At 63.2% G+C, this 17,886-nt stretch carries 17 protein-coding genes and 1 pseudogene; 6 read left to right on the forward strand and 12 right to left on the reverse strand.

From position 1 onward, the window contains the following. The 3 genes from VML93_RS32855 to VML93_RS38765 form a co-directional block, all read left to right on the forward strand. On the forward strand, positions 1-211 hold a 211-nt coding region (locus VML93_RS32855; protein WP_325617137.1), incomplete at its 5' end, for an integrase core domain-containing protein. A 40-nt stretch (positions 212-251) separates the two neighbouring features. Next, entirely contained in the window at positions 252-590 is a 339-nt protein-coding gene (locus tag VML93_RS32860) for an EthD domain-containing protein (protein ID WP_325617139.1), read from the forward strand. Between the two features lie 474 nt (positions 591-1,064). Beyond that, the gene (locus tag VML93_RS38765) at positions 1,065-1,379 is read left to right on the forward strand and encodes a cupin domain-containing protein (RefSeq protein WP_414686510.1); all 315 of its coding nucleotides are present in this window, start codon (positions 1,065-1,067) and stop codon (positions 1,377-1,379) included. Between the two features lie 29 nt (positions 1,380-1,408). Here the strand turns inward: VML93_RS38765 and VML93_RS32865 are convergent, their stop codons facing one another. The 12 genes and pseudogenes from VML93_RS32865 to VML93_RS32920 form a co-directional block, all read right to left on the reverse strand. Further along, the gene (locus tag VML93_RS32865; RefSeq protein ID WP_325617141.1) at positions 1,409-2,152 is read right to left on the reverse strand and encodes a hypothetical protein; all 744 of its coding nucleotides are present in this window, start codon (positions 2,150-2,152) and stop codon (positions 1,409-1,411) included. A 25-nt stretch (positions 2,153-2,177) separates the two neighbouring features. Beyond that, entirely contained in the window at positions 2,178-2,528 is a 351-nt protein-coding gene (locus tag VML93_RS32870) for an amidohydrolase family protein (RefSeq protein WP_325617143.1), read from the reverse strand. Between the two features lie 92 nt (positions 2,529-2,620). After that, positions 2,621-3,523: pseudogene (locus VML93_RS38770) on the reverse strand (guanine deaminase); the annotation flags it as partial. 64 nt (positions 3,524-3,587) lie between these two features. Further along, positions 3,588-4,229, reverse strand: coding sequence for a DJ-1/PfpI family protein (locus tag VML93_RS32880; RefSeq protein ID WP_325617147.1), 642 nt, complete (start codon positions 4,227-4,229; stop codon positions 3,588-3,590). A gap of 69 nt (positions 4,230-4,298) precedes the next feature. Further along, positions 4,299-4,769, reverse strand: a complete 471-nt coding sequence (locus VML93_RS32885; RefSeq protein ID WP_325617149.1) for a nucleoside deaminase — start codon at positions 4,767-4,769, stop codon at positions 4,299-4,301. Positions 4,770-4,789: 20 nt separating this feature from the next. Then, positions 4,790-5,842: a hypothetical protein gene (locus tag VML93_RS32890; protein WP_325617151.1), complete on the reverse strand. Its 1,053-nt coding sequence runs from the start codon at positions 5,840-5,842 to the stop codon at positions 4,790-4,792. Between the two features lie 52 nt (positions 5,843-5,894). Next, on the reverse strand, positions 5,895-6,977 hold the full coding sequence (locus VML93_RS32895; RefSeq protein ID WP_325617152.1) for a hypothetical protein: 1,083 nt from the start codon (positions 6,975-6,977) through the stop codon (positions 5,895-5,897). 76 nt (positions 6,978-7,053) lie between these two features. Further along, on the reverse strand, positions 7,054-8,025 hold the full coding sequence (locus VML93_RS32900; protein WP_325617154.1) for an antibiotic biosynthesis monooxygenase: 972 nt from the start codon (positions 8,023-8,025) through the stop codon (positions 7,054-7,056). Between the two features lie 16 nt (positions 8,026-8,041). Further along, positions 8,042-10,759 (reverse strand): molybdopterin-dependent oxidoreductase, encoded by a 2,718-nt coding sequence (locus VML93_RS32905; protein ID WP_325617156.1) that lies wholly within the window; start codon positions 10,757-10,759, stop codon positions 8,042-8,044. Further along, positions 10,759-11,577, reverse strand: coding sequence for an FAD binding domain-containing protein (locus VML93_RS32910; RefSeq protein WP_325617159.1), 819 nt, complete (start codon positions 11,575-11,577; stop codon positions 10,759-10,761). Before VML93_RS32910 ends, VML93_RS32905 begins: the two co-directional genes overlap by 1 nt. Positions 11,578-11,958: 381 nt before the next feature. After that, the gene (locus VML93_RS32915) at positions 11,959-12,618 is read right to left on the reverse strand and encodes a PE-PPE domain-containing protein (RefSeq protein WP_325617161.1); all 660 of its coding nucleotides are present in this window, start codon (positions 12,616-12,618) and stop codon (positions 11,959-11,961) included. After that, positions 12,506-13,450: a PE domain-containing protein gene (locus VML93_RS32920; RefSeq protein WP_325617163.1), complete on the reverse strand. Its 945-nt coding sequence runs from the start codon at positions 13,448-13,450 to the stop codon at positions 12,506-12,508. Before VML93_RS32920 ends, VML93_RS32915 begins: the two co-directional genes overlap by 113 nt. A gap of 216 nt (positions 13,451-13,666) precedes the next feature. Here VML93_RS32920 and VML93_RS32925 point away from each other — a divergent pair, with 216 nt between their 5' ends. The 3 genes from VML93_RS32925 (at position 13,667) to VML93_RS32935 (ending at position 17,877) form a co-directional block, all read left to right on the forward strand. After that, positions 13,667-14,812, forward strand: coding sequence for a zinc-binding dehydrogenase (locus VML93_RS32925; protein ID WP_325617165.1), 1,146 nt, complete (start codon positions 13,667-13,669; stop codon positions 14,810-14,812). Between the two features lie 106 nt (positions 14,813-14,918). Next, the gene (locus VML93_RS32930) at positions 14,919-15,749 is read left to right on the forward strand and encodes an LLM class F420-dependent oxidoreductase (RefSeq protein WP_325617167.1); all 831 of its coding nucleotides are present in this window, start codon (positions 14,919-14,921) and stop codon (positions 15,747-15,749) included. Positions 15,750-15,948: 199 nt separating this feature from the next. Further along, positions 15,949-17,877: an Hsp70 family protein gene (locus VML93_RS32935; RefSeq protein WP_325617169.1), complete on the forward strand. Its 1,929-nt coding sequence runs from the start codon at positions 15,949-15,951 to the stop codon at positions 17,875-17,877. Positions 17,878-17,886: the final 9 nt, after the last annotated feature.

Below are 17,886 nucleotides of genomic sequence, written 5' to 3' on the forward strand. Positions count from 1 at the left end.
TGGAAGGGATCGCGGCGTCCGTCGTGGTACCCCATTTCCGACCGGTCCGTTGCGCACGATCGACGACGTGGAGTACGCGACCATGGAGTGGGTCGATTGGTACAACAATCGCCGCCTGCACAGCCAGCTTGACTACGTTCCCCCCGAAGAATACGAAGCCGCCTACTACGCTCAAACCGAGGCGTCCCAGCCGGCAACGTCTCAACTATGAAGCCGGCATCAAACCGCGACGGTTCGTCTAGGAGTGCCCGATGATCAAGGTTTTTGGATACCTGAGGCGCAAGCCCGGCCTGTCGCCGCAGGCCTTCGCCGAATACTACGAGCACAACCACGTACCACTCGTACTGAGCACGGCATCTATGCCAATGGTCTACAAGCGCAACTACATCCAGCGTGGGGACGCCTTCAACATCGAAGGTGATGAGATCAGCTTTGATTGCATGACCGAACTCGTCTTCGCTGACCGGGACGGCCTGTCCGCCTGGATGGCCAGTCTTGGCGTCGATGAAATTGCTCGAGACGAAGAGAACTTCATCGATCGAGCCGCAACGCGAGCCTACGTGGTGGACGAGCGCACCACCACGAGCTGAGCGCCGCGCCGCAACCCAATTCAGCCTGAACACCCTGTCTCGGGTCGGGCGGGTACCAGGCCCGACGCTGGCGCCCTTCTGTCAATGTATGGCCGGGGATCGAGCGACGCGGCAGCCCAGGGCCGCGACACCGTCACGGGGCGTAGTAGCCCGTGGATCCTTGGATACGAGGCTGCCTACTACGCTTAATCCCAGGCGTCCCAGCCGGCGACGTCAACTACGAAGCCGGCATCAAACCCGAGCTGGTTCATCAACCCTTTGCGCGTGACGTGTGCGATGATGACGTATGACCGGATTCTCCAATGAATCACCCACTCACGCAACGCAACCCGGTGCATCTCTGGGAGTCTTTCGTGCGCCCGGAGTCGGTGAACGTCTCGACATCTGAGGGATCGGACACCTTTTCCGCCTCACCGCCGACGACACCGGGGGGCGGTTCGCCGGCGAGGAATTCACCGTTCCGCGCAACGCGACATGCGTGCCGCCGCACATCCACGACGCGCACGACGAGTACTTCACATTCTTGACGGTCAACTCACCTTGTGGGCCGGCAACGCGGAGGTGGTTGCCGACGCGGGCGCTGTCGTGGCGGCTCCACGCGGCGTGCCGCACGGCTACCGCAACGACACCGAACAGCCCGCCACGGCGCTGTGCCTACATACACCGGCGGGCTATGAGAACTACTTCCGCGAAGTGCGTGCCGCCATTGCGCGCGGAGAGGAAATGTCTGAGGACAGGCTTGTACAGTTCCGGGCAAAGTATGCGACCCGGCCATATCCGGCACGCTGAGCAAAACGTTGCAAACGCCGGCGAGGAAGTTATGCCGCTTCTTCGTGAAGCTCCGGACTGGTCAAGACGCGCACGAAGTCTTCTATTTGGTCAGGTGAAATATTCCATTTGCAGTCGGCCGAGGCTTGCCTGACTGCCGAGATGATAAAGGGCATTTCTTCCGCCTGGATGGCGTCTTTCTCCGCCGGGAACATAGCCCGTGGCTTTTCGCCCGACTTGACAAAGTTGAATATTGCTTTGAAAGCTTCTGACCGCTCAGTGGCTGCCGGACTGTTGATTGCATCCTCCGCTGCTGCAAATGCCGCGAGCGTTGCTGCCAGCTTGTCGGGGTGTTCCAAGAGCTCCGCGACTTGGGATTCGCGAGCAGAACCTTTCTTCCCTCGCAGCCCGTGGAAGCGGAGGATCGCCTCCACGATGTTCATCACTCCTTCCATGTAGACGACTTCGAATCTCTGCTGCGGGAAGATTCTGATTCCTTCTTGCTCTCGCAAGTCCGCGCCCTCGGGCAGAGTGCCCACACCCAGTCTGCGATGCTGAAGAGTAGCTACTTTAGTTACCCTGTCCATTTGGCTGCGACTGAAAGTGTATGTTTTGGCGAACCTCTCCACCGCGGGTTTGAGGCCATCACCTACCTGCAGCGACGCCAGTGCGGCCCGGCCAACGTAGGGGCCGACAGCTATGAGCGTATTGGGCACCTTGATTTCGGCGTTGACATAGGCGCGAAAGCATTCCGGGCTGACACAACCATCCTCGTTATTTTCCGACATTGACACTTGCTGTCTTCCTTCCTGAGGGTTGTCACGGTGTCTTCTTGTACGCTCGTTCGCCGGCGATCCAGGTTTCGTCCACGTTGCGGTCGTCGCCGACCGTCATGACGCCGAAAAGCAGTTGTGCCGCCTGGTCCACAGTCTGCGGACCGCCCTCGACGATCAGCGATTGGCGCCAGCGCATGGCCGCCTGCCCCGCGTTCCAGTCGATCGCCACGAAGTCAGCCTCCCTGCCCTTGTCGAAATTGCCCAGCAGATCATCGAGGTAGAGCGCGCGGGCACCGCCAAGCGTCGCCAGGTAGAAGGCTCGATACGGCGACAGGACGTTGCGCTCGGCCTCCGCCGGGTCCTGCTCGCGCGGGTCCACCGAGCCGTCGAGCATGGTGTTGTTACACATGCCGACCTTGTAGGCCTCCTCCAGGAGCGAACCATGCTGAGGGCGTTGCCACCGCCCACGTCGGAGCCCAGCGCAACGCGAACAGGATGCTCGGGGTCGAGGGCGCGCCCGAGGCGGAACAGGCCGCTGCCCAGGAACAGGTTCGACAGCGGACAGAAGGCAATGGTCGCGCCCGCCACGGAGAAGCGGCGCAACTCGTCGCGCGACAGCCAGACACCGTGCCCGGCAACGAATTTAGGTGTCAGGAGGCCGTATTTGGCATGCACCGCCGTGTAATCGGGGCAATCCGGGAACTCGGAGTGCACAAACCGCACCTCGGAGGGGTTCTCGGAGACGTGGGTGTTGATCCAGCAGTCCGGGTGCTCTTGCTTGAGCTGCCGGCAGCGTTCGAGCATCTCGGATGAGCACACACCAGGGAAGCGGGGCGTAATAGCGTAAAGGTTCCGGCCCTGGCGGTGGTAGCGCTGGATGAGCCGCTTGCTTTCGCGGTAGAAGTCGTCCGCCGTGATCAGGAAATCGTCCGGTGCTACGCGGTCGATACCGGCCAGCCCGGCCACGACGCGCATGCCGCGCCGGGTCGCCTCCTCGAAAAACTCCTCGGTGGACGCCGGGAAGCTGGTGGTGAAGGCCATTGCCGTAGTCGTGCCGCCGGCCAGCAGAGCGTCGAAAAAATAGCCCGCGGCGGTGCGCGCGTAGCCGCGGTCCCGGTATTTGAGTTCCTCGGGGAAGACCCAGTTCTGCAGCCAGTCGAGCAGTTGATTGCCGAACACACCCAGGACGCGGAGTTGCGGGAAGTGGATGTGGCCGTCGATGAAACCGGGAAGGATCAGGCGATCTTCCAGATGGGTCAGCGGCAGGTCGGCATGGCGCCGGGAGAGGTCGGCGAACTCGCCGAAGTCCTCGATAATGCCGTCCCTGACGACCAGCAGGCCATCGCCGACAAAGCGCGCGGACCGGTCCTCATGGCCGGGTGCTGCCACGGGTCGTCCACGAAATCGAAGAAGCTCCCGCGGATCGCGCAACTCGCCGGCATGAGATTCTGTCTTATCCGCCCAGGGCGCTAGCTGCGAGGTCGTAGATCTCCTTGGGCGCTTTCGACGGAGCTCCGGTGTCGAACGGAGGGTGGGGGTCGTATTCGATGGACAGCTGAATCGCCTGCGCCACTTCGGGTCCGGCGATCTTGGCGGCAAGCGTGAGGGCAACGTCGATGCCTGCCGAAACGCCGGCGCCGGTCACGATCCGTCCCGCGGTGACGATACGTTGTTCGGTCGGTAGGGCACCGTAGGAGGCAAGGTCGTCGTAGTCGTGCCAATGGGTGGTGGCGGGTAACCCTTTGAGCAGCCCCGCCGCGCCGAGCAGCAGTGCCCCGGTGCACACCGAGGTGGTCCACGTCGTGTGCGGATGGGCTTCGCGGATCCAGTCCACGATCGCATGCCCGTCTGCGGCGTACTGGCCGGCGATCGGACTACCCGGTACGAGCAGTACATCGGGCCGCGGAACGTCGGCGAAGGTCGTATCGATGCGGAGGTGCACCAGGTCGTGCTGGTCGTCGAGAACTCCCGTGCTCTCGGCGCAGAGGACGACTTTCGCGTCGGGCAGGAAGCCGGGCAAGTAGGTGAGCACCTCATAGGGGCCCATCGCGTCCAGCGCAGTGAATCCCTGGTAGAGGCCGATGGCGATGATCACGAAGTCCTCCTTACGGAACCGTTGTGCTGTTGCTACCGGGAAGCCGGGATCGCCTTGTCGGACAACATATTAGCCGCTCTTGCATTCCCGGAAGAGCTTGTAGACCTCGACCGCGTCGGCGCGCGCGTCGAGGCGCATGGGCAGGCGCCGCTGGTCCCACGGCTTGGCAAACTCACCGTAGAAGGTGCTCGGCTCGATGTACTTGTCGTGACCGCTCGCCATGTACGGCGAGGTGGACTCGCGGGTCGCCATGAAGACGACTTCGTCTGGCGCGCAGTGATACAACGCCCCCAGACACATCGGGCACGGATGGGCGATGGCGTAGACCGTGCATCCGGTCAGGTTCTCGGTGCCCAGCTTCCGGCATGCCTCGCGAATAGCGCGAATCTCCGCATGGTCGGTCGGGTCGTGGGTCTCGGGAACGAGATTGCTTCCCTCGGCAAGGATTTCACCGTCCTTGACGATAACCGTCCCGAACGGCAATCCGCCCTCGGCGACACTGGTGCGAGCGATCTCGATGGCGCGCTGTGCAAAATCCATGGGAATCCTCGAATCTGGTTTCAGTGGTCGGGTTCTGGGCGGACTGGGCAGCCAAAAACGGCGTCCTCCAACCGCGCCGGACCAGTTCCTTTGGTCGGGTCGGTCGTCCAGGGCCAGTCGTTACAACGGAACGGCGCCAAGGTCGGCAGCACCGCTTCTTGGCCCCGTTCGGCCATCTCGCGCTCGATCGCCGCGCGGGCGCCGTCGCCCAGGAGCTCGACGTCCCCCATGAGGTAGAGGTCACGGAAGAAGACCATGCCCAGGGAGCGGTCGGCGACGATGCGGGCCAGCACGTCGAGCATCTGCTCGGGCGTGGTCTCAAACTCCGGCGTCTCCAGAAGAAATAACCGGTCACCCATCGCCTCGGTGCCCATGAACTGAACGAGGATGGTGTAGAGGATATGGTTCCGCCGCGCAACGTGCGATGTGTTAGTGGCGGCGTAGGTGCGTTCCCAATGCGTGCCCAGGTCCTTCTTCCAGTCGTCGATCACCCTCATCCAGTGGCCCACCTGGACGCCCGAGGCGCTGCCAATCAATTTGATCGACAGCGGCGTGGTGCCGCGGGTGTAGTCCTCTAGGTCCGCGTAGCTGTAGCCGCCCTTGGCCAGGCACCCGTCCATGAACGCCAAGTTGCGTTCGAGGACGCTGCGCAGAGTGGAGCGGGCATCGTCGGGAATGTCCAGCGCGTCTAGGCATTCGAGGGCCGACTGATTCTGTGTGCGGTACATCGCGACCGGGGCGCGCCACAGTTGGTTCGCATACGCATCGGACAAGTACGGTGCCAGGATCTGGTAGATGGCCATCGAGCTGTGACCCACCGACTTTTCGACCTGGTAGCGGATCGGCACCGGTGCCGCCACCTCTGGCGGTTGGCCGGGACGGTAGAGGATCATTTGTCCGCCCTGGCCGTTGAACAGCGCGAGGATGACCGGCACCCGGTCATGGATGTTCTGCGTGAATTTCGTCAGGGATGTTTCGTAGAGCTGCATCATGGACTCGTTCAGCGCGAGGACCGTGTGCTCGGCGACCACACGCGCGCTCGCTGGCGGCTCGTCAGCGACGGCTGGGCGCATGAAGTCTGGGACTCCATTGCCGTCGGATTCGGTCACAATGGTTACTTCTCTTTCAGCCGACCGGATTTGGGCGGACCGGGCAGGCCAGAGCGTCTTCTAGCCGCGCTGGGCCGGTTCCTTTGGTCGGGTCGGTCTTCCAGGGCCAATCGTTGGAACGGAACGGCGCCAGGGTCGGCAGCAACGCTTCCTGGCCCCGGCTGGCCATCTCGCGCTCGATCGCGGCCCGGCCGCCGCCACCGAGAAGCTCGACGTCCATCAGGAAGTAGTCGCGGAAGAAGATCTCGCCCAGCGAACGGTCGGCGACGATGCGGCCCAGCACGTCGAGCATTTTCTCGGGTGTGGTTTCGAACTCCGGTGTCTCGATCAGCAACAACCGGTCACCCATTGTCTCGGTGCCCATGAACTGGACGAGAACGCTGTAGAGGATGTTGTTCTGCCGCGCGACGTAAAGCGAGTTGCTGACCCCGTAGGTGCGCTCCCAGTCTTCGCCAAGTCGTGCCTTCCACCCCTCGATCACGCTCATCCAGTGGCCCACTTGGGCGCTCGAGGCGGTGGCGATCGTCTTGACCGAATGGGGTGTGGTGTCGCGGATGTACTTCTCGACGTCGTCGTAGCTGTAGCCCCGCCGTTCGAGGCACCCGTCCATGAAGGCGATGTTGTTTTGCAAAATCGTGCGCAGGTTGGAGCGGTCGTCATCGGAGATGTCCAGCGCATCAAGGCCTTCCAGAGCTGTCTGGTTCTGCGTCCGGTACATCTCGAGCGCGGGGCGCCACAGTTGGTTCGCGTATGCGTTGGACACGTAAGGCGCGACGATCTCGTAGATGGCCATGGTGCTGTGGCCGACGGACTTGCACAGCTCGTACACGAGCGGCACCCGTGGCGCGACCTCTGGTGGCTGCCCGGGCGGGTAAAGGATCATCTGCCCGCCCTGGCCGGAGAACAGTGCCAAGATGATCGGTACTTGGTCGCGCATGTTCTGCATGAATTTCACCAGGGATGCTTCGTAAAGCTCCATCATGGAAGCGTTCAGCGCGAGGACCGCGTGCTCGGCGACGACGCGCGCGCTTGCCGGCGGTTCGTCAGCCACGACTGGGCGCATGAAGTCCGGGACTCCGTTGCCGTTGGATTCGCTCATAGTGGTCACTTCCCTCTCTCGGTTATGGCGTGAGCAAAGACTTCTTCTGGTGTTCGCCCAGGACGGCCCGCGGGTTTCACGGCAGCTTCCAGAACACGGTGGTCACCAGCCAGAACAGCACCGCCCAGAACACCATTAACGTGGTGATCAACACGCCGGCGCGAACGTTGGTCGCCGCCTTAGACGCGTCCGAGGCCGGGTACAGCCAGCGTTTGAGCAACGGGTTCACATAGAACGGCATCGTGACGAAGGTCATGATGGAGCTGGACAACAGGTTCCCGATCAGCATGTTCTGCCAAAGCGGCAGCTTCGTCGGCGCCATCGCCAGACTGAGCATCATCGCCGTCGGATATAGGCCGACCCACACCGCGATCGCCGTCTTCGCGTCCGATGGCGCCCGCGTCTGGCCAACTCCGTCGCCGAACGTGAACCAGTTGCCGAACGAGTTGTCGATCGTGCGCAACCGAAAGTCGCTGAACTGCTTACCTTCATCGAGAAGCTGTTGACGCTCGCGCGATGTGAGCCACTTGTCCAGGTCAGCGGCGCTGTCATAGCGATAGAGCGTTGTCCACTCGTCCTGTACGCCTTCGACTGGCCGGAAGATCTCAGAACCCCGGTAACCCGGAAACTTGGTCTCCGCCACACGAAGTCGCTCTTGCCAGGAAAGGAATTCGTCGACGTGCTCGGGTGGGACCCGATGGGTCACCACGGTCGTGACGAGTGTGTCGGGGAGCGTTGCCCCGCCCGTGACGATCTGCTGGGTGGATGGGCCGTCGCAATAGCGCCGCCGTTCGGCCAGCCGGTCCTGGCGCGTGGCGCTGTTGATCCACGCCCGTAGATTCGGGATCGAGTCAAAACGGTAGATCACCGACCAGTGTGGCTGCACGGATGTGGGCGAGTTGATCTCCGCGGCAATGAATCCCGGGTAGTGCGACGCCGCGGCGTTCACTTCCTGCTGCCAGGACACGAAGCCCTTCTCGCAGCCGGGTCGAACATTTTCGCCGATGATGACGGTGGCGGCGTTGTCGACAAGTCTCTCGGGAGTCATCAATATCGGGTGCCACTCATCCGGTCGGGGTCAGCCGGTGTGACCCCAGGGCCGCAAAGATCCGGTCGGGCGTCAACGGCAGCTCGCGATAACGCACTCCGGTTGCGTTCTGCACCGCGTTCGCCATTGCCGGCGCGACCGGATTGATGCACATTTCGGCGATTCCCTTGGACCGCATGGGGCCCGCAGAATCGGTGGAGTCGACCAGGATCACCTCGGTCCGTGGGGCATCGGCGTAGGTCGGGATGCGGTAGTTGCGCAGCGTCGGGTTGATCATGACGCCGTTCTCGTCGACCCTATGGTGTTCCGTCAGAACGAAGCCAAGGCCTTGGGTCACACCGCCTTCGATTTGGCCGCGAACCTGTTGCGGATTGATGACCACTCCGGCATCGGTGGCGTGCACGCTGTACAGGATGCGGATCTCACCAGTGACCCGGTGCACCGCGATCCGGAAGCCGTGCGCGTTGCAGGCGAGGCTGCGCGGCGATCCATATGCCTTCCGGGATTCACTCAACAGCACACCGCGGCCGGTGGCGGCGGCCGCAAGTTCGGTCAGCAGAACACGGGTGTCGCCGCAGCGCACAGCGTCGTCGTCCATCGTGCATGAGGCCACGTCGACCTCGGTGTGTGCGGAAGCGAAGCGCAAGATCCGGTCGCGCAGCGCGATCGAAGTCCGCTGCACCGCGTTGCCGGCGACGAACAGTCCGGCGCTGGCGAATGCCCCGGTGTCGAACCCGGTGCGGTCGGTGTCGGACTGGATGAGCCGGATCCGCGCCGGAGTCGTGCCCAGCACGGCCGCGGCGATCTGGACGTGGGCGGTCGACGTTCCTTCGCCGAATTCGGAAGTACCTATGGCGATCTCGTAGATCCCGTCGTTGCAGAGCGTGGCGAGCCCGACCGAGATGTGTTCGGTGGGGGGTGCGGTTTCGTGTATTGAACTGGCTGTGCCGGTGCCGATCAGCCAGTCCTCACCCAGCGCCTCCCCGTCGGGATGGGAACGCAGCGCCCCATCGACACGGTCGATACACGTAGCCAACGTGTCCTCGGTGAACTCCACGTCGTCGGCCTCGACGTGGATCGCCAGCAGTGGTTCGCCGGGTCGAATGATGTTGCGGCGGCGCAACTCCAGCGGGTCTATGCCGAGCGCGACGGCCAGCTCGTGCATTGCCGACTCCACCGCGAAGACCGGCTGAGTCATGCCGTAGCCGCGCAACGCACCACTGGGCACCGTGTTGGTGTATACCGCGTACGCGTCGAATTTCTTGTTGGGACAGCGGTAGATCGCGACCGCGGAGGCTCCGGCGACTGCCGTCTCGCCGCCGTGATTGCCATAGGCGCCGGTGTTGGACACGTTGCGGAAATGGATCGCGGTAAGCGTGCCGTCGGCACGTGCACCGAGTTTGACGGTGATCTTCATCGGGTGCCGGGGGGAGGCCGTGGTGAATTCCTCTTCGCGGGTGTATTCCCAGGATGTCGGACGGCCGGTGTCCAGCGTGGCCAACGTCACCAAATCCTCGCTGATCACTTCCTGCTTGCCGCCGAAACCGCCACCGACGCGCTTGCAGAACACCCGCACTTGATCGGGGCGCAAGTTGAACAGGTGCTCCAGTTTTCCCTTGCAGACCCACGGGGACTGCGAGCTGGTCCGCACGTGCAGCCGGCCATCTTCCATCCAGGCGATCGACCCGTGCGTCTCCAAGTGCGCGTGCTGCACCCGTGGCGTAAAGTAGGTGCCTTCATGGATGACGTCGGCCGCGGCGAAACCCTCTGCAACATCGCCGATTTCACCATGCATTTCGACAAGGACGTTGTGTACCGGGTCCTGCACGAAAGGGTCGTCGGATTCGTGCAGTTGCGGCGCCCCGAACTTCATCGCTTCTTCGGGATCGAACACCGCGGGCAGCACTTCGTAATCGACCACGATCTTGCGGCAGCCCTCCTCGGCGGCGCCGATCGTGTCGGCCAGCACCGCGACCACTCGCTGGCCGACGAAGCGCACCACATTGTCCAGCATGTAGGTGTCATCCGGGTCGACAAGATGGTCCGTGTGGATCGCGGTGCTGAACCGCTTGCGGGGCACGTCTTCCCAGGTGTAGACGCGGTGCACCCCGGGCACGGCCAGCGCTGCGGACTTGTCGATGGAGACGATGCGCGCGTGTGCATGCGATGAGTGCAAAACCTTCAGATGGAGCATGCCCTCGATTTCGGTGTCCATCGTGTATTCGGCGCGTCCGGTTACTACGTCGGTCCCCGCGGGCGCACCCACGCTAGTGCCGATCGCCTGGCCGGGCGCTGCCTCTTCGAGGGCTGCGACGCCGTTGACCGCGTCCTCGATCGCCCGATAGCCGGTGCAGCGACACAGGTTGCCTTTCAACCCATGCGGCAAGTCTCGCTTTTGCTCGTCGGTCAAGGCGGACGCCGTCATGATCATGCCGGGGGTGCAAAAGCCGCACTGGAAGCCGGGGGCGTCGCGAAACTGCCGTTGCATCGGGTGCAGATTCTCCGGCGAACCCAGCCCCTCGATAGTGGTCACCTCGTGCCCGTCGGCGCGGAACGCCGGCGTGATACAGCTGTGCACCGGACGGCCGTCGAGCCAGACCGTACACGCGCCGCAATCACCGGCGTCGCAACCCTTTTTGACGCCGTGACAGCCCAGCGAACGCACAAACGTGCGCAGGCACTGACCCGGTCGCGGCTCCTGCGAGAATGTCTTGCCATTGATGGTGTAGCTCATCACAGGCCTCCGAGTTCGATCCGGATTTCTTCGGCGAAGTGCTTCGCCAGGTGCCGGCGATGCTCCGGTGTGCCGTTGGGGTCGGCGAACCAGACCTCCGTTTCTATCGCATCGATATGGTCTTGCAGGGTCTCAGCGGTGGGCACCGTATCGAACCGCAGCACAACTGGGTGCGTGGTACCCGCCGTGATGGTGAGCATCAGATCAACGGCGCCAGGAGTCTGGGTCGCAACCATGAATATCGTCGAGCGGCCAAGCTTGGTCAGCGTGAATCGCCGGTAGGTGTAGCGCCGGCGAAGGGCTTGGTCGGGGATGTGCACACTACGCAGGATTTCCCCCGGCCGCAGCACATTTAGATGGTTGCCGATAACGAAATCCTCTGCTGCGACTGTCCGTTCGGTCCCGTCCGCAGCCCATAGGCGATAGGTCGCCTCGAGTGCCACGGTCATGGTGATCATTGGTCCGGCAGGCAGGGACATGCAGATGTTGCCGCCCACCGTCGCGGAGTTCCATATCTTGAACGAGGCCAGGAATGCCTCACAGCTGGTGCGTAACAGGCTGCCGGCGAGCCAGTCGTCCGGCGGCACATACTCGTGCAGTTCCCTGATCTTGCACGTGGCGGCGATCTCGAGACCTCCGGAGTCGGGCACCAGGCTGGGCCAGTCAAGTTCCGTGAGGTCAACCAACCGGCGAACAGCGGGTTGCGGCTCGGAAAACAGCCATGTCCCCCCGGCCAGCCACGCATCGCCAATGCGCCAGGCCGCGCCCGGCCGATCGGGCGGCCAGCGGACGACGTCAACCACAGTGTTGAGATCCATGTCCCCCCCAAGGACGCGCGGCTAGGCTCTGCTGGGCAGACCAACTCTAGATCCGCGGCTCGATCCGGGGGAAGGTTTCGGACAATTTGTCGTTCACGGATTCGACGGGAGAGCCAACCTGGCTCGACTGAGGGCATTACTTGGTGTGACCGGCCGCTGAATCGGCTACTGTGCGATCGTATTTCAGCAAACAACCTTTGTTTCCTGAAGCAAAGCGCGTGAGCGCCACCGTTGCCACCACGGTGTCATACCTGGCTCGCCCGGCGTCGCCCCGGCCGCCGGGCGCGATTCCGAGCCGCACCCCGGCTGTGGCGGGAACCGTCCAGCTAACCGTCAATCTTGGGGGGCTACAGTCGATTTGAGCAATTACAGCTAACGGTCCTATTGGTCCCACGACGGTACGAGTCCGAGAGACTGCATCAGCTGCCCTTCGAATCCGGTCAGTAGCGACACGCCCGTGTTGCTGGATTGCGGCAATGGGAAATTGAGGTCTGGGTTGAGCACTGGGCTGAACGGATATTGACCCATCGGGTAGTAGGACGTCGGCAGAAGTCCGAGGTCTACCAGCGAGGCTTCGGCACCTTGAATTGTTCCGTGTACCAGGTCGGGGCCGATGGTGAACGGGTTGGGCAACTCGAAAAGCGATGCAGGCGTTGGGATGTTGGCGTATTCGCCGGACCCGTAGCCCATGTCCACTAGAACTCGCAGGTCGGGCTGCAGCAGGTCGGCCAGCGCATTGCCGTATGGCGGCGTTCCATATATTCGCAATGGTGTCACCAGCGGCAGGTTCTGCGACAGCATCTCGTAGTACAAGGTTTTGCCGGTATAGGCAGGCGACGTGGGTAGCTGGATGTAGTTGGCCATCTGGCTCGGGGTGAAGTCCGCATAGTCGTGGGCTCCGTAGAGGAACCCGGCTATGGCGTTGACATCAGAGACCACGTTGAGCGGGTATTGCGGGAAGTTGGCCACGCCGTCGTATTGGTTGGTGAAGATCATGGTGGGGTACGGCGAATTGGGCGGCGTAGCGCCGTTGAACAGCACATCTAGTCCCGGCACGTACAGACCGGGGAATCTTTCGAAGGGGCCGCCCGTTCGGGTTGTTCGGATCGCCCGTCAGGATGAACGACAGCTGGTTGGTATTCGGCGATCCCGCGGCGATCAGGTTGCGGATCTCGTTGGTGAGCACCGTCGAGCTCTGCGAAGTACCCCACACCACGACCTTGTTGCCTTGGCCGAGTTCAGTATTGATGGCAGCGTTGAGCAACGGAACGCCCTGCGCGATGGACTGCCCGAGCGTGAGATTGCCCAGGGCCGGAGTCAGCGGCCAGAGCTGTTCGGGTGTGTAGATCGCTGTCCCCATGGCACCGTCGAAGTTGGGCGTGATATAGGCGCTCATGATCTGGTTGACGTAGTGGGTGGGCAGCACTGGGAAGTTGGTGCCTCCCATCAGCAGCGCGACCGTCGAGTTGGTAACGCTCGGCAGCGGCGGGGCGACCAGAGGCGGGCTGACATAAGTGAAGTTGGATTCGAGTTGTGTGATCAACGGCAGGAAAGGCTGCTCTAGTTGACCCACTTTGTTCCACAACACCTGCTCAGCGTTGACGACCTCGGTGCCCACGTAGGAGGCCGCAGACGCGGCCAGTCTCTGGGTGAACTGCTGATGGAAGACCTGAGCGTGAGCGGCCAACTGCTGATATCCGCCCCCGTGAGCGTTGAATAGCGAGGTGATGGCTGCGGACACCTCATCTGCTGCTGCCGGGAGAATCCCTGTGGTAGGCAAAGAGGCGACGATGTTCGCGCTCTCGATCTGCGTACCGAGGTTCTCCAGGCTGGACACCGCGTCGGCTAACGCTTGGGGGATTACGTATGTCACTCTGGCTCCTCGATGGCAGGGTATGTGGCCGCTGGTTTGATCACATGTTGTTTGTGAAAACTCGCGTGGGTCGGCGCTGTGCCGGCGATCAGGTCGCAGTTGCCCGGCAACACGCGGACGCCAAAAGCGGAGCCGATAGCGACCGGGGAAGGTTTTCCACAGTGTTGTGTTCATATGGTCTGAGCATCCGTCGGAGATAGGAACGAGGCACCCCCCATGGCCGAAAATTTGCCTGATACTGCCCTAGAGCTGCGATCGTTAGTGAGGTCTGACGGCACGCTGGAACTCTCGCTGCACGAGGTTCCCGTTCCAGTTCCCGGCGCCAATGAGGTGTTGGTGCGTGTGGAGGCCTCGCCGATCAACCCGTCCGACCTGGGCCTTCTCGTCGCCAGCGCGGATATGGCTACTGCGACGGTGGCGGGCACGCCGGAGCGCCCGGTAGTCACCGCCCCTCTCGGAGGCGGCTCCTTAGGAGCGCTGTCGGCGCGACTCGACCAATCGCTGCCGGTGGGAAATGAGGGTGCGGGCACCGTGGTGGCAGCTGGGACGTCCGAAGCAGCCCAGGCCCTGATCGGAAAGACGGTGGCGATTGCCGGCGGCGGGATGTACACGCAATACCGGGCGGTCGACGCTTCCGCGTGTCTGGTCTTGCCCGAGGGGGCCACAGCGCGGGACGGCGCATCGTCCTTCGTCAACCCGATGACGGCACTCGGAATGACGGAAACTATGCGCCGCGAAGGGCATTCGGGCCTCGTGCATACCGCCGCGGCATCGAACCTCGGCCAGATGCTGGTCAAGCTCTGCCAGAAAGACGGGATACCGCTGGTCAATATCGTCCGCAAGCCGGAGCAGGAGGAGTTGCTGAGGTCGCTCGGCGCAACGCATGTCCTCAACTCGACATCGTCGTCCTTCTCGACCGATCTCGTCGAGGCTCTCAAAGCCACATCCGCGACGCTTGCTTTTGACGCCACCGGCGGTGGAACGCTGGCAAGCCAGATCCTCAACGGCATGGAGAAGGCGGCCAACGCAACCGCGGCGGAGTACTCACGCTACGGGTCGAGCGTCCACAAGCAGGTGTACATCTACGGCGCACTCGACACCAGTCCCACGGTGCTCACCAGAAACTTCGGGATGGCCTGGGGTGTGGGAGGGTGGCTGCTCACTCCCTTCCTCCAGGGTGCAGGGGCTGAGACCTTTGGCCGGCTGCGCGCCCGGGTGGCTGCGGAGCTCACCACGACGTTCGCGAGTGGCTACACCCGGGAGGTTTCGCTCGCCGGAATGCTCAATCCCGATGCATTCAACGAATACGTCAAGCGAGCGACCGGAGAGAAGTTCCTGGTGGCTCCGCACGCACTTCCGTAACACTATGTTGTGAATTCTGCTCTGTCGCAGCGGGTTCCGTCACACGGGAATGATCGTTCGGTGCGGGTTGTCTGGTTGTGCGAATTCGACAGACAGGGGCAGCGCAATGAAGTTCGGGATCTCCACGTTCGTCAACGACGACAGCATCGACACGGTGTCGCTGGCGCGTGCGATTGAAGAGCGCGGATTTGCGTCGTTGGTGGTCGCGGAGCACACTCACATCCCGGCCAGCCGCGAAACGCCCTATCCGGGCGGCGGCGAGTTGCCGCAACCCTATTACCGCACTCTCGACCCGTTCGTCACGCTGGCCGCCGCCGCAGCCGTGACGTCGAAGATCGAGCTGTTCACCGGTATTGCGTTGCTGATTCAGCGTGACCCGATCACAACGGCCAAGGAAGCCGCGAGCATCGACCTGATCTCCGGCGGCCGGTTCGTGTTCGGCGTCGGCGCCGGCTGGAATATCGAGGAACTACGCGATCACGGCACCGACCCGAAGACACGCGGTGCGCTGCTGGACGAACGCATCGAGGCGATCAAGGCGCTCTGGACCGACGAACCCGCGGAGTACCACGGAAAGTACGTAGACTTCGGCCCGTCCTACAGCAGGCCCAAGCCGGTACGCCAACCTCATCCACCGATCTTCATCGGCGGCGACTCGGACGCCACGGTCAAGCGTGTGGTTAGGCATGACGCCGGCTGGATATCCAATCCGCTGCCGGTGAAGCGGCTGACCCAACGCATCGACCAGCTCCGCAGCGCCGCCGGCCACGACGTCCCGCTGGCCATGTTCGGCACGCCCAACAAGGTCGACTACTGGCGCGCCGCCGAAGACTTGGGTTTCGGCCAGCTGGCGTTGTTTTTGCCCACCCAACCGCGGGACGAGTCGTTGCGACTGCTCGACGAATACGCCGGCGTGGTGGCTCAGTATCGCGGCTAGGCGCGTCGAAACGTGGGGGATATGCACGCGTTTTGATCGGTTTTCGGCCCTGTGACCCATGCTCGGCGGGTCAATCAATCCGCCGCCACGCCTCGAACACGGCAAAACCGCCCGCCGGCAAACGCTATGGTGAGGACCTCGGACAAATCTTCAGCAAAACAGCCGACATAGAGGAACAACCGACACAGAGGTAAGTGATGTGAGCGCGGCGCTCGGGTTGTCGATCGGGGTGGCAAACCTGGTTGCGGCTCGCGAGGGGGGTGTCCCCGTGAGCCGCAGGTCGGTGCTGACGTTGTTCGAGCAACGCCCGAGTGAAGTCGGCCTGCCCGACCAAAACCCGAATTTGGGCGAACCCGGCCTGGTGATACGCGGATTCGTCGAGCGGGTTGGCGACCGAGCACCGTTGGTGGCCGCCGATGGGGCGAGGTACCTGGGCGCGGCGCTGACGGTTCAGGCGCTCGAGGCGATGGCACGTACGGTCGGATACGGAACGCCGGTCGCCGTCGCGGTTCCCGCGTATTGGTCGGACGCTCAGACCGCGGCGCTGCGTAGCGAGTTTCGCGATCAACCCCAGCTGGCTCCGGACGGCGTGCCGCCCCTGCTGGTCTCGGACGCCAGGGCCGCGGCCGCAGGGCTGTACGGCAAGCCAGGATTCCCCACGAGCGGTGTGGTGGCGCTGTGTGATTTCGGCGCAAGTGGCGCCAGCGTCACCCTGATCAAACCGAGCGCGAACTTACAACAGATCGGCCAGTCCGTCCGCCGAACCGGCTTCTCCGGCGACAATATCGACCAACTGATCGCTAATCACCTTCAGACCAGAGCCGGTAACGCCCGTACCGTCTCCCTCAAAGACGCTCTCCGAACGGGATTGCCGGGCCTCTCGCCCGGCGATTGCCGTCGTGTCAAAGAACAACTGTCCACGGTGCAGGAGACCGTTATCGGCGCCGACTTCGGTGTGGATATCCGGCTGTCCCGCAAGGACTTTGAGCATCTCATCGCACAGCCGACAAACCGATTCATTAGCTCGGTCGAGGAGACGTTGCAGCGCAACGGGATTCCACGGGGCAGCCTGGCCGCTGTCGCAATCGTCGGCGGCGGCGCCAGTATCCCATTTCTCAACACCGCACTGTCGGAACGGCTCCACGTTCCGGTGTTCACCACACCGCAACCCGCGTTCACCGCCGCCATCGGCGCGGCAATACTTGCCCGGCGGCAATTGACGGCGGCCACTGACACGGCGCCGAACCCCGCCGTCAGCGTTCCGCCGATAACGCCCGGGATGCCGTCGACGATTGCCAGCGTTCCGCCGACGATGGCCAACATGCCGCCGACGATGGCCAGCACGCCGCCGCCGACGGCCAGCACACCGCCGCCGAGGGTCAACACACCTCCGCGGAGGGTCAACACACCTCCGCCGAGGGCCGCTATGCCTCCCCCCATGGCCGGCCCCCCGCCGCCAGTTGTCGGCAATCCTCCGACCCAAACCGCCCCAACCGAGTCCTCCGGGGAACGCGCTGACGCAGCAGGACCGGCTCCTCACGGTGCCCTGGCCTGGTCAGAAGCCAGCGGTACGGGACTGGAACCGGTGCCCTACACCGGCCCCGCGCACACCGACGAACCCGTGGTGGAAGCAACTCCTGAACCTGCTGAGGACCACGAGGAGGAGGACGGCGACCACCCGGTCGAACGTGGAAAGCTGCCGTGGTACAAGCGCACGGCCCTGATCGTGACGGTCGCCGGTGCCTGCGTCGCCGTGGCGGCGGCACTGGTTTTGGCGCTCGGCCTGGTGGGTCAGCGCAAGACGAACTCGCCCAGCACGACCACGTCCAGCCAACCGGAAACGTCGCAGACTACGGCCGCTACCACGCTGAGCAGCACAGCCACGACGGAAGTCCCGTCGCCCACCAGCGAGACGTTGACTACTGAGCCGCCCGAGACGACATCGTTCATCCCGCCGGCGACTACGACGTACTACCCGCCCCCGTCAACAAACACTCAGCCGACGAGAACCAACCAGCCGTCACCAACCAGCTCGCAGAAGACGAAGTCGTCACAACCGCCGTCGCCGTCGACAAGCAAGCATGGGCCGTTACTGCCGACGTTTCCGTTCCCAGCCCCCAGGCATTAGCCCATACGT

Source organism: Mycobacterium sp. (genome assembly GCF_035499775.1).
Taxonomy (GTDB): Bacteria; Actinomycetota; Actinomycetes; order Mycobacteriales; family Mycobacteriaceae; genus Mycobacterium.

Bases quoted from the DNA above. Each gene is read 5' to 3' on its own strand.
- VML93_RS32860 (WP_325617139.1), top strand. From the start codon at position 252: ATGATCAAGGTTTTTGGATACCTGAGGCGCAAGCCCGGCCTGTCGCCG.
- VML93_RS38765 (WP_414686510.1), top strand. From the start codon at position 1,065: ATGCGTGCCGCCGCACATCCACGACGCGCACGACGAGTACTTCACATT.
- VML93_RS32870 (WP_325617143.1), bottom strand. From the start codon at position 2,528: ATGCTCGACGGCTCGGTGGACCCGCGCGAGCAGGACCCGGCGGAGGCC.
- VML93_RS32885 (WP_325617149.1), bottom strand. From the start codon at position 4,769: ATGGATTTTGCACAGCGCGCCATCGAGATCGCTCGCACCAGTGTCGCC.
- VML93_RS32890 (WP_325617151.1), bottom strand. From the start codon at position 5,842: ATGCGCCCAGCCGTCGCTGACGAGCCGCCAGCGAGCGCGCGTGTGGTC.
- VML93_RS32895 (WP_325617152.1), bottom strand. From the start codon at position 6,977: ATGAGCGAATCCAACGGCAACGGAGTCCCGGACTTCATGCGCCCAGTC.
- VML93_RS32900 (WP_325617154.1), bottom strand. From the start codon at position 8,025: ATGACTCCCGAGAGACTTGTCGACAACGCCGCCACCGTCATCATCGGC.
- VML93_RS32905 (WP_325617156.1), bottom strand. From the start codon at position 10,759: ATGAGCTACACCATCAATGGCAAGACATTCTCGCAGGAGCCGCGACCG.
- VML93_RS32910 (WP_325617159.1), bottom strand. From the start codon at position 11,577: ATGGATCTCAACACTGTGGTTGACGTCGTCCGCTGGCCGCCCGATCGG.
- VML93_RS32925 (WP_325617165.1), top strand. From the start codon at position 13,667: ATGGCCGAAAATTTGCCTGATACTGCCCTAGAGCTGCGATCGTTAGTG.
- VML93_RS32930 (WP_325617167.1), top strand. From the start codon at position 14,919: ATGAAGTTCGGGATCTCCACGTTCGTCAACGACGACAGCATCGACACG.